The sequence below is a fragment of the Streptococcus sp. 343_SSPC genome (assembly GCF_001072385.1).
Lineage (GTDB): Bacteria > Bacillota > Bacilli > Lactobacillales > Streptococcaceae > Streptococcus.
In genome coordinates this window covers 36,806-47,764 of record NZ_JVKU01000015.1, presented here as the reverse complement: position 1 = coordinate 47,764, position 10,959 = coordinate 36,806, and the positions used below count along the sequence as shown (strand labels likewise).

At 44.2% G+C, this 10,959-nt stretch carries 12 protein-coding genes and 2 tRNA genes; 11 read left to right on the top strand and 3 right to left on the bottom strand.

All coding sequences use genetic code 11. The features are described from left to right. Window positions 1-98: 98 nt before the first annotated feature. Window positions 99-172, top strand: a tRNA-Arg gene (locus ADH27_RS03865). Window positions 173-191: 19 nt separating this feature from the next. After that, window positions 192-265, top strand: a tRNA-Pro gene (locus ADH27_RS03860). Between the two features lie 67 nt (window positions 266-332). On the opposite strand, the gene ADH27_RS03855 is transcribed toward ADH27_RS03860, so the two are convergent. The 3 genes from ADH27_RS03855 to recX form a co-directional block, all read right to left on the bottom strand. Continuing rightward, window positions 333-650, bottom strand: a complete 318-nt coding sequence (locus ADH27_RS03855; RefSeq protein ID WP_048715845.1) for a DUF960 domain-containing protein — start codon at window positions 648-650, stop codon at window positions 333-335. Window positions 651-749: 99 nt separating this feature from the next. After that, window positions 750-1,283, bottom strand: a complete 534-nt coding sequence (locus ADH27_RS03850) for a nucleoside tri-diphosphate phosphatase (RefSeq protein ID WP_048715843.1) — start codon at window positions 1,281-1,283, stop codon at window positions 750-752. An 87-nt stretch (window positions 1,284-1,370) separates the two neighbouring features. Then, window positions 1,371-2,147, bottom strand: coding sequence for a recombination regulator RecX (recX, locus tag ADH27_RS03845; RefSeq protein WP_048715842.1), 777 nt, complete (start codon window positions 2,145-2,147; stop codon window positions 1,371-1,373). 158 nt (window positions 2,148-2,305) lie between these two features. On the opposite strand from recX, the gene rlmD reads away from it, so the two are divergent. The 9 genes from rlmD to ADH27_RS03800 all read left to right on the top strand — a co-directional run bounded on the left by rlmD (window position 2,306) and on the right by ADH27_RS03800 (window position 10,883). Then, window positions 2,306-3,661 (top strand): 23S rRNA (uracil(1939)-C(5))-methyltransferase RlmD, encoded by a 1,356-nt coding sequence (rlmD, locus tag ADH27_RS03840; RefSeq protein ID WP_048715840.1) that lies wholly within the window; start codon window positions 2,306-2,308, stop codon window positions 3,659-3,661. A gap of 131 nt (window positions 3,662-3,792) precedes the next feature. Further along, window positions 3,793-4,026 (top strand): DUF1858 domain-containing protein, encoded by a 234-nt coding sequence (locus tag ADH27_RS03835; protein WP_006596822.1) that lies wholly within the window; start codon window positions 3,793-3,795, stop codon window positions 4,024-4,026. Then, complete coding sequence (locus ADH27_RS03830) at window positions 4,026-5,372, top strand: DUF438 domain-containing protein (protein WP_048715838.1); 1,347 nt, start codon at window positions 4,026-4,028, stop codon at window positions 5,370-5,372. The genes ADH27_RS03835 and ADH27_RS03830 overlap by 1 nt, the downstream gene beginning before the upstream one ends. Before the next feature lie 2 nt (window positions 5,373-5,374). Next, window positions 5,375-5,629, top strand: coding sequence for a DUF1912 family protein (locus ADH27_RS03825; RefSeq protein ID WP_006596820.1), 255 nt, complete (start codon window positions 5,375-5,377; stop codon window positions 5,627-5,629). 181 nt (window positions 5,630-5,810) lie between these two features. After that, window positions 5,811-6,158 carry a helix-hairpin-helix domain-containing protein gene (locus ADH27_RS03820; RefSeq protein WP_048715836.1) on the top strand — a complete coding sequence of 116 codons (348 nt, stop codon included), beginning with the start codon at window positions 5,811-5,813 and terminating at the stop codon, window positions 6,156-6,158. Window positions 6,159-6,535: 377 nt separating this feature from the next. Continuing rightward, a complete protein-coding gene (locus ADH27_RS03815) occupies window positions 6,536-7,114 on the top strand; it encodes a flavin reductase family protein (protein WP_048715834.1) in 579 nt (192 codons plus the stop codon). After that, entirely contained in the window at window positions 7,101-7,661 is a 561-nt protein-coding gene (locus ADH27_RS03810; RefSeq protein ID WP_048715832.1) for a GNAT family N-acetyltransferase, read from the top strand. The genes ADH27_RS03815 and ADH27_RS03810 overlap by 14 nt, the downstream gene beginning before the upstream one ends. Beyond that, entirely contained in the window at window positions 7,661-8,239 is a 579-nt protein-coding gene (locus tag ADH27_RS03805; RefSeq protein WP_048715830.1) for an AAA family ATPase, read from the top strand. Before ADH27_RS03810 ends, ADH27_RS03805 begins: the two co-directional genes overlap by 1 nt. Continuing rightward, window positions 8,232-10,883, top strand: coding sequence for a valine--tRNA ligase (locus tag ADH27_RS03800; RefSeq protein ID WP_048715828.1), 2,652 nt, complete (start codon window positions 8,232-8,234; stop codon window positions 10,881-10,883). The genes ADH27_RS03805 and ADH27_RS03800 overlap by 8 nt, the downstream gene beginning before the upstream one ends. Window positions 10,884-10,959 lie beyond the last annotated feature (76 nt).

Here is a 10,959-nt window from a genome sequence, read left to right as displayed (position 1 = left end):
CAACTGGATAGAGTACCTGACTACGAATCAGGCGGTTAGAGGTTCGACTCCTCTAGGGTGCATGGTCGCAAGACTATGTAGCAATAGAATAGAAACGAGCACCCTTAGCTCAACTGGATAGAGTACCTGACTACGAATCAGGCGGTTAGAGGTTCGACTCCTCTAGGGTGCATAAAGCGTAAGCTTTAGTTCGGGAAGTAGCTCAGCTTGGTAGAGTACTTGGTTTGGGACCAAGGTGTCGCAGGTTCGAATCCTGTCTTCCCGATAGAGTAGAAAGGTCAGATGACCTTTTTTATTTTGTTTGTAACGAAAAAAGGCCGTGTGGCCTTTTTTTATAATAATTGATATTCGTCAATCAGCATGATGGTTTCTCGTCCCTTATTATCGACAATTCTGACTTGTCTTGGATAATAGGGGTCGAAGGGAATTAGGAAATCAACTGCAACTTCTAAGGGGAAGTCTTTTTGACTGAACCGCAATGTTGTTTTTCCTTTTCGATTGATAAGTTCAAATTTTAGAACTGAGTTTAAGGGATAGACATGTTTGAGGTAGTTGTCAATGACATACCAGAAACTATCAATAATATCGTCTGGTAAACTGGTCATAACCCCAAAACTAGCATAGCGACCTCGAGTATTTGTAAACGCCATAGTATCTCCCTTCCTCTTTTTATTAAGTACATAGTACTTGTTTTAGGTGGATATTGCAAGTATTAAGTTCGAAAAAAAGAGCTTTCGCTCTTTTCAACTTTATTTATTTCGCAGTTCAACATAACGGTTGTACCAAATTTTGATGTATTCCTCAGAGAAAGGACCTAATTGATTGTTGATCCAATCTACAAGGATTTTGACATTTTCTTTTAGGATAAAGTCAATGTCATCTGAATAGTTCATTTTGCGTTTATGCTGTTCGTATTCTTCTACGTCCAGCAGTTTCTTATCACCACCAGGAAACACCTTGACATCAAGATCATAATCAATATACTTTAGTGCCTCTTGATCCATATAAAATGGACTGGCTAGATTACAATAGTAGGACACTTCATTATCTCGGATCATAGCGATGATATTGAACCAATACTTCTTATGAAAGTAGACGATTGCTGGCTCTCTGGTAATCCATCTTCTACCATCGCTCTCTGTAACGAGAGTATGATCATTGACGCCGATCAGTGCGTTTTCCGTAGTTTTTAGTACCATGGTGTCCCGCCACGTTCGGTGGAGACTTCCATCATGTTTATAACTTTGAATTGTAATAAAGTCGCCTTCTTTAGGTAGTTTCATAACTTACCAACTTTCTACAATCTAAGTATATCCTCTATATTGTATCATATTTTCATGAAAATAAGGGATTTTCATGTGAATTTTTATTTAAAGGAATTCGCGAAGAGCTGTAGAAATGTCAGAGTAGTCATAGCCTTTGCGAGCAAGAGCTTGGGTGAGGCGTTGTTTGAGTTCGTAGCCCTCATATTTTCGTGAGTATTTCTGGTGCTGTTTTTCCAGTTCCTTCATAATTAGGTCGAGTGTTTGTTCTTCATCTGGCTCGATATCCAACTGGTGATAGGCTTGCTTGGCAACTTCATAACTGAAGCCTTTATTGATAAGATTTTGTGTGATTTTATCTTTTAAGGCTCTTGGTGGAAGTTTTTTAGCGTATTGTTTGGCTAATTTTTGGGCTGTTCGTTGAGCTACCTCGGAAAAATCAAATTCTGAGGTGACTTGATCAATATAGTGGGAAGAGACTCCTTTTTGAATGAGCTTTTGCTTGAGGAGATAGGGTCCCTTGTCACCTGAGACGTGATTGGATTGAAAGATAGCCCGAGTATAGGCTAAGTCATCGATCCATTTGTCCTCTTTTAGGGTGTTAATGACAGTTTCAATAGTGGATTCGTCGATTTCATGCTTGGCTAAGTAGTCGCGAACTTCTCGAGCTGTACGGGCTTTAAAAGAAAGGTGATAAAGGGCTAAATTCTTAGCATTGGAAAGCTGGGCAAAGGTTTGGATTTCCTTGAGTTCTTCCTGGCTAATTTCCTTGTCTCGTGAGAGCATGAAGCGGACGATGGTGTCTTCTGTAATGTAGAGGGATTCGGCTTGATCCAGCTCTAGAAGGTAGAGACGTTTTTTCTTTTCTAATTTGGTGATTTTCATAGGATTCCTGTTTCGTTTCGATTTTATTTTTGGTTATGATCAATCTTTCTCTCTATATTATTCGTATTATTATTGAGAAATGGTCTGTAATTCCTTGTTTTTCTTTTCAATTCTATCATATTCTAAACGAATGAGAAACTACATGGTATAATAGACATATGAATCTAAAAGTTAAACAAAGAATTCCTTTGAAAATCAAGCGAATGGGAATTAATGGAGAAGGGATTGGCTTTTACAAGAAGACCTTAGTCTTTGTGCCTGGGGCTTTAAAGGGCGAAGATGTCTTTTGCCAAATTACTGCGATTCGAAAGAACTTTGCAGAAGCCAAGCTCTTGTCTGTCAACAAGGCTTCCAAGTATCGGGTAACGCCAACCTGTGATATCTATGAGACCTGTGGGGGCTGCCAGATCATGCATCTGAAGTACAGCAAGCAGTTGGAGTTCAAAACGGACTTGCTGCAGCAGGCCTTGAAAAAATATGCTCCTAAGGGGTATGAAAATTATCTGATCCGTCCGACGCTTGGGATGGAAAAACCACAGTATTATCGGGCCAAACTTCAATTTCAGACGCGTAAATTTAAGGGGCAGGTCAAGGCTGGTTTGTACGCCCAAAATTCCCATTATTTGGTGGAATTAAGGGACTGTCTGGTCCAGGATCCGGTCATTCAGGAAATCGCTAACCATGTAGCGGAGTTATTGACCTACTACCAGATTCCGATTTCAGATGATCGGAAGCAATTGGGAGTTCGAACCATCATGGTGCGCCGGGCTCGTAAGACTGGACAGGTCCAAATGATCGTGGTGACGAGTCGGCAGATTAATTTAACAGACTTGGTGGCAGATCTAGTAGCAAAACACCCTGAAATTGTGACGGTGGCAGTCAATCTGAATACCTCTAAATCCAGCGAGATCTATGGAGAGAAGACACAGATTATTTGGGGACAGGAGACCATTCGAGAAGGGGTCTTGGATTATGAATTTTCCTTGTCTCCTCGGGCCTTTTATCAGTTAAATCCTGAGCAGACAGAAGTCCTCTATAGTGAAGCTGTCAAGGCCTTGGATGTATCCCCAGAGGATCATTTGATTGATGCCTACTGCGGGGTTGGGACCATTGGTTTTGCCTTTGCGGATAAGGTCAAGAGTGTCCGGGGGATGGACATTATCCCTGAAGCGATTGAGGATGCCAAGTACAATGCTAAGCAGATGGGGTTTGCTAATACCCACTATGAAGCTGGGACGGCTGAGGAAATTATTCCTCGTTGGTACAAGGAAGGCTATCGGGCAGATGCAGTCATTGTGGATCCACCACGTACAGGACTGGGGGTTCAATTGATTGACACCTTGTTGCGCTATGCCCCTCAAAAGATGGTTTACGTTTCTTGCAATGTTTCCACCCTGGCGCGGGACCTCGTGGACTTGACCAAGGTGTATGATGTCGTCTACATCCAGTCAGTGGATATGTTTCCCCATACAGCTCGGACAGAGGCTGTTGTGAAATTGGTCAAGAAAGCTTAATCAAATAGGGATCAACAGTGGATATTTGGCAAATCATGTATGAAAAGGCCAATCAGAGGGCCAAGGAGCTCTCCCAGGAGGAGCGTTAGATTCCAAAGATCTTAGATGAGAGAAGAATGTGAGTGTGAAAGATGGACAATAAAATTGATGTATCGATTCCCGTTGCTCAAGTCATTGATCAACATCCGGAAGTATTGGACTTGTTGGTGGAGTTGGGCTTTAAACCCTTAGCCAATCCGATCATGCGCAATACAGTTGGGCGCAAGGTTTCCTTGAAACAAGGATCAAAATTAGAAGGCACTCCTATGGAGAAGATTGTACGAACACTAGAGGCCAATGGCTATGAAGTAGTGGGGCTAGACTAATGAGTGATGAACGAATTCATGTCTTAAGAGATATCTTATTAGACCTTCATCATGGAGCTTCTCCTGAGTCGGTTCAGGAACGCTTTGATGCGACCTTTAGCGGGGTGTCTGCGATTGAGATTTCCCTCATGGAACATGAACTGATGAATTCCGATGCAGGTATCACCTTTGAGGATGTCATGGAGCTGTGCGATGTCCATGCTAATCTCTTTAAGAACGCTGTACAAGGGGTTGAAGTAACAGATACCGATCATCCAGGTCATCCGGTTCAGATTTTTAAACAGGAGAATCTAGCCCTTCGGGCCGCTATGATGCGGGTCCGTCGCTTGCTGGATAATTATGAGACGACGGAGGATCCTGAGATGATCCAGGAGATTCACAAAGGCCTCTTGCGTCAGTTGGGCTTGGTGGGTCAATTTGATCGGCATTACCGTCGCAAGGAAGAGTTGATGTTCCCCATTATGGAGCGCTATGGGCATGATTCCCCCCCTAAAGTCATGTGGGGAGTGGATGACCAGATTCGAGAACTCTTTGCGAAAGCTATGGACGCAGCCAAGAAACTACAGGATTCTGGTATTTCTGAAGTCAAAGAGCGCTTTGAAGCTTTTGCGCAAGAGTTTGAGGCTATGATCTTCAAGGAAGAATCGATCCTCTTGATGATTTTGCTGGAGGCCTTTACTCAGGATGATTGGCTCTCCATCGCAGAAGAAAGTGATGCCTATGGCTATGCTATTATCATTCCGAGTGAGAAATGGGTGCCGAAGCGCGTGGCCTTCAAGGAAGAAGGAGCAGCGGAGTCAGAAGGTTCAGGTGCGGCCCTTCCTTCTTCAAATGGAAGCGAGCACCGTCAGGTTATTGAGACTCCCGAGGGACAATTGACCATAACCTTCACGCCTAAGAAAAAAGAAGAGAGCTTCGACCGTCAGCAACCACAAGCTTTTGGCCATGGATTCTTATCTGTGGAGCAGGCGAATTTGATCTTGAACCATCTACCGATGGAAATCACTTTTGTCAATAAGGATGATATCTTCCAATATTACAATGATGCAGCGCCCTTTGAGGAGATGATTTTCAAAAGGACGCCGTCACAGGTAGGACGCAATGTTGAGCTGTGTCACCCGCCAAAATACTTGGAGAAGGTCAAAGCCATCATGCAGGGGCTTCGAGAAGGGAAAAAAGACAAGTACGAAATGTGGTTCAAATCCGAATCGCGTGGGAAATTTGTCCATGTCACTTATGCGGCAGTGCGTGATGAAGCGGGAGAATTTCAAGGTGTCTTGGAATATGTCCAGGATATCCAACCTTATCGGGAGATCGATAGTGAATTTTATAGAGGATTGGAGTAAGAATGAGCTACGAAAAAGAATTTATGAAAGAATTTGAGGCCTGGATCAAGACCCAGGTCATGATCAATGAGATGGCCCTGACAGAAAGCAAGAAGGTCTATGAAGAAGATCAGGACGAGCGGGCAAAGGAAGCTATGATCCGCTACGAGAGTCGCTTGGATGCCTATCAATTCCTTCAAGGGAAGTTTGCTAACTACCATGAGGGGAAAGGGTTCCACGATCTTCCAGATGGCTTGTTTGGAGAGAGAACCTATTAAAAGCTCTTTGTGAAGGCCTTTTACTGGCTGGATTTGGCTGAAAATAGTGCAATGACTTGATTTTTCGAGGGATTGTGTTACAATAAAAAAGTTGAACAGACGTCAACGAATTATCGAAAGTAATATTGGTGATGAAACCTTGTTGCCTTAGGGATTGATCACTGGATACGTAGGAGGAAAAATGGCAAAGAAGAACGTTAACCGTGCGAAACAATACAAACATCAAAATAGACATCTTTTGAAAAAAGCTGTCGCAACTGTAGGAGCAGCTGTTAAAGAGGCGCCTAAGAAGGTTGAGAAAGCAGCAAAAGCAGTAGCGAAAGAAGTGAAACAAGCAGCTTCTTCAGTAGAAGAATTCGCTGCAAGCTTGGAAGGTGTAGCACTTGATCGTGCGCAAACATTCTATGATGAAGGTATTCGCTCTGTTGCGGACTTCGCAAATTGGACAGAGAAAGAGTTGTTGGCCCTTAAAGGAATCGGTCCAGCAACCATCAAAAAATTGCAAGAACTTGGAGTCAAGTTCAAATAATTGCTTTTGTGATTTCTTGCTATTTCCAGGAAAACTTGATAAAATGAAGCTGTTAGAGGTGTTTTGAGTCCCACATTATACAGAAAGTGGCGGTGCTGAGAAGTCCACAAATGTGTCAAAACTGGTTGCTAATGGATGAAAATGAAATATTGAAATAGTCTTTTTGCTTCCTTTTAGGACTAGGCAGCGAGTTGCAGGCTGTACTCAAGTACACCAAAGCGAGCTAATGACGTCAAAAAAGAGAAACAAGAAGACGAGAGTTGCGGGCCTCTGCCCGAAATTGGGTGGTACCGCGGATAAACACATTCGTCCCTGTCAGATTAATGACAGGGGCGATTTTTCTTTTACCCCCCTATCCCTAGCTGAAGGAGCTTGTCATGAAACAATCTTTTAAAACCAGCAAACTCTACTATGGTTTTCCGATTTTCATCTTGGGGTATCAGGACCAGAACTTTGGGCACAATATCACGACCTGCAGTTCCTCTTATAGCCTTGGAGATTGGCTCGTCATCGGAGTTGGTGCTGAGGAAAATGCGGCTGACCAGATTAAGCATTATCAACAGTTCACCGTGAACATTCCTGCTGAAAACTTCATGCTTGAGATGGAGCAGGCTGGCTTTATCAGCCATCGGGAGAAATTGAAACACCTGGGGCTTGACTATGAGATTTCTGAACTGACCCAGGCACCGATTTTGGAGGCCTGTCCAGTCGTATTGGATTGCCAGGTAGATCGGATTATCGAGGAAGATGGCATCTGCCATATCTTCGCCAAGATTCTTGAGCGACTAGCTGATCCAGAGCTCTTAGATGACAAGGGACATTTTAAAAATGACCGCTTTGCGCCGACTTACTTTATGGGGGACGGTCATCATCGCGTTTACCGTTATCTAGATGACCGAGTCGATCCCATGGGAAGCTTTATTAAGAAAGCGAGGAAGAAGAATGACAAGAGCTGAACTGCCAGAACGAATCGAAACCGAGCGTCTAGTCTTACGAGTCCGTACAGTGGCGGATGCCGAGGATATCCATGCCTACGCTAGTCTCCCAGAGGTTTCTTACCCAGCAGGCTTCCCACCCGTCAAGACCTTAGAAGATGAGATTTATTATCTAGAGCATATCCTTCCTGAGCGCAATGAAAAGGACAATCTCCCAGAAGGCTATGGAATTGTGGTCAAAGGGACAGATAAAGTTATTGGCTCTGTTGACTTCAACCATCGCCACGAAGACGATGTGCTTGAGATTGGCTATACCTTGCACCCAGACTATTGGGGGCGAGGCTATGTGCCTGAAGCGGCGCGTGTTTTGATTGATTTGGCTTTTAAAGAACTGGGACTTCACAAGATTGAATTGTCTTGCTTTGGGTACAACCTTCAAAGTCAACGAGTCGCTGAGAAGCTTGGCTTTACTCTTGAATCTCGCATAAGGGATCGCAAAGATACCCAAGGCCATCGCTGTGATGATTTGAGATACGGCTTGCTGAAGAGTGAGTGGGAGGTGGATTGATGCATGTTTTCATCATTGGAGCTCCAGCTGCAGGGAAAATGACCATTGGTCAGGAACTTTCGAAACTCACCGGTGCGACTCTCTTTTTCAACCATCAACCAATTGATTTCGCACTCGAAATCTATCAGGATTTTACGGAAGAAATGTGGGAATTTGTTCGTAGCGTTAACTTTTCTTTTCTTGGAACAAGCGCCAGGCATCATCGGTCGGTGATTTTAACAGGTGTAACTGATTTTTCAAATCAATACCATCTGATGTATTTGAAGAATATTCAAGATTTATTAAATGAGTATCATCAAGAGATTCTCTTTGTTGAATTAGAAACGTCTCTTGAGGAGCGCTTACGTCGCAATCGGACGGAGAATCGGTTGAAATACAAACCCTTGAAACGGAATTTTGAGGTATCTGAAAGAGAAATTTTAGAGACTGATAAAACAGATCAACTTAATTCTCAAAAGCAACCGAGTGGTCTTCACCACTACCTGAAAATTGATAATACGAATCTGTCTGCAGAAGAAGTCGCAAAGCAGATTCAAGAAAAAATGAAAACAATAGAGAAAGGACAAACACATGTCTAAAGAACTTTCACCTAAATACAATCCAGCCGAGGTTGAGGCTGGTCGTTACCAAAAATGGCTTGACGAGGATGTTTTCAAGCCTTCTGGCGATAAAAAAGCTAAGCCATACTCTATCGTCATTCCACCACCAAACGTAACTGGGAAACTCCACCTCGGTCACGCTTGGGATACTACTTTGCAAGATATCATCATCCGTCAAAAACGCATGCAAGGTTTTGATACACTTTGGCTTCCTGGTATGGACCATGCTGGGATTGCGACTCAGGCTAAGGTTGAGGAGCGCTTGCGTGGTGAGGGCATTACGCGTTATGACCTCGGTCGTGAAAAATTCCTCGAGAAAGTCTGGGAATGGAAAGACGAATATGCCACTACCATCAAGGAACAATGGGGCAAGATGGGGCTCTCTGTAGACTACTCTCGTGAGCGTTTCACTCTTGACGAAGGTTTGTCAAAAGCCGTTCGCAAGGTCTTTGTGGACCTTTACAAGAAAGGCTGGATCTACCGTGGTGAGTTTATCATCAACTGGGACCCTGCAGCTCGCACAGCCCTTTCTGATATCGAGGTGATCCACAAGGATGTCGAAGGTGCCTTCTACCACATGAACTACATGCTAGAAGACGGTTCACGCGCTCTTGAAGTGGCGACAACTCGTCCTGAGACCATGTTTGGAGACGTTGCCGTTGCGGTCAATCCAGAAGACCCACGCTACAAGGACTTAATCGGTAAAAACGTCGTCCTTCCAATCGCTAATAAACTCATCCCAATCGTTGGAGATGAACATGCAGATCCTGAATTTGGTACTGGTGTCGTGAAAATCACGCCTGCCCACGATCCAAACGACTTCCTAGTTGGTCAACGCCACAACTTACCACAAGTTAACGTCATGAACGATGACGGAACGATGAACGACTTGGCCTTCGAATTTGCAGGAATGGACCGTTTTGAAGCTCGTAAGGCTGTCGTTGCTAAGTTGGAAGAAATCGGTGCCCTCGTTAAAATCGAAAAACGTGTCCACAGTGTTGGTCACTCAGAACGTACAGGTGTTGTGGTTGAGCCACGCTTGTCTACACAATGGTTCGTGAAGATGGACCAATTGGCTAAGAATGCTATTGCCAACCAAGACACAGATGACAAGGTAGAATTCTACCCACCTCGTTTCAACGATACCTTCCTTCAATGGATGGAAAATGTCCATGACTGGGTAATCTCTCGTCAGCTCTGGTGGGGTCACCAAATCCCTGCTTGGTACAATGCTGAGGGAGAAATGTACGTTGGCGAAGAGGCTCCAGAAGGTGACGGATGGACTCAGGACGAAGACGTATTGGATACTTGGTTCAGTTCTGCCCTCTGGCCATTCTCAACCATGGGCTGGCCTGATGTCGACTCAGAAGACTTCAAACGTTACTTCCCAACATCAACCTTGGTAACAGGTTATGACATCATCTTCTTCTGGGTGTCTCGTATGATCTTCCAATCATTGGAATTCACTGGCCGTCAGCCATTCCAAAACGTCCTTATCCACGGTCTTATCCGTGACGAGCAAGGACGTAAGATGTCTAAATCACTCGGTAACGGGATTGACCCAATGGATGTCATCGAGAAATACGGTGCTGATGCTCTTCGTTGGTTCCTTTCAAACGGTTCTGCACCAGGTCAAGACGTGCGCTTCTCTTACGAGAAAATGGATGCTTCATGGAACTTCATTAACAAGATCTGGAACATCTCTCGCTATATCCTCATGAACAATGAAGGCTTGACCCTTGAGCAAGCAACTGCCAATGTCGAAAAAGTTGTTAACAAGGAAGCTGGAAATGTCACAGACCGCTGGATTCTCCACAACCTCAATGAAACTATCGGAAAAGTCACTGAAAACTTTGACAAGTTTGAGTTTGGTGTCGCTGGACACATCCTCTACAACTTCATCTGGGACGAGTTTGCGGACTGGTACGTTGAGTTGACCAAGGAAGTCCTTTATAGCGACAACGAAGAAGAGAAGGTCATCACACGTTCTGTTCTCCTTTATACTTTGGACAAGATCCTTCGTCTCCTTCACCCAATCATGCCATTCGTGACGGAGGAAATCTTTGGACAAATCTCAGAAGGTTCTATCGTTACAGCAGTATACCCAACTGTTAATCCAGCCTTTGAAGACCTCGCTGCTCACACTGGCGTGGAAAGCCTCAAAGACTTAATCCGTGCCGTTCGTAATGCGCGTGCGGAAGTAAACGTAGCACCAAGCAAGCCAATCACTATCCTTGTCAAAACAAGCGATAGCGATTTGGAAGCCTTCTTTAACAGCAATGTTAACTACATCAAACGCTTCACAAATCCAGAACACTTGGAAATCGCATCAACCATCCCTGCACCTGAACTCGCAATGTCAAGCGTCATCACAGGAGCAGAAATCTACTTGCCTCTTGCTGACCTCCTAAATGTCGAAGAAGAACTCGCTCGTCTCGACAAGGAACTCGCTAAATGGCAAAAAGAACTGGATATGGTTGGTAAGAAGCTCTCTAACGAACGCTTCGTAGCCAACGCCAAACCAGAAGTCGTCCAAAAAGAACGCGACAAACAAGCCGACTACCAAGCCAAATACGACGCGACCGTTGCGCGTATTGATGAGATGAAGAAGTTGGTGAAATAAACACAGAAACACGGCGGAATGCCGTGTTTTTTTGGTATAATGAAACTATTAAATAACGGTAGAAAAGAGACGATCT